The organism is Pseudomonas sp. 05N434, from assembly GCF_056396965.1.
The window spans coordinates 1-428 of sequence record NZ_JBFTMK010001154.1; the positions used below are offsets into that span (position 1 = coordinate 1).

Sequence of the window (428 nt, forward strand, 5' to 3'; positions counted from 1 at the left end):
AGGCAGGGATCATACGGGTATTGCCTTCCAGGATGGAACCGTAGACAGTCATACCTCTCCCTCCCCCATGGTATTACAGAAGCAGTGCGAATGGTTTTTTCGCACGGTTGGGCCTGACCGTTTCATCGTTAAAATTCTGAAGTGTAAATCGGTGGCAACTCCCGAACAGGCAAACGGTTCAGTGGCAAAAGGTCCCTTGCAACGTGCTCAGTTGGCTGGAAAGACGCTAAAAGTAGTTTTCGCTATTTCAAGCGAGGAGAAACCGGCCGTAGGTGATAACTGGGTGAAGTTTCCAGCTGGCTGGAAACGCTGCATGGGTGACAGTCTTGAAGATCCCTACGCATTCTGCGGAGACAATAAAACAAACTTTAAATCTTTCAAAATGCCAGATGGGCGCGACTGCACCGTCTATCCGGCTTGTACCGAAT

At 49.5% G+C, this 428-nt stretch carries 1 pseudogene; it reads left to right on the forward strand.

What is annotated here, in order from left to right:
• A pseudogene (locus AC1DLB_RS32200) lies at positions 1-428 on the forward strand (hypothetical protein); the annotation flags it as partial.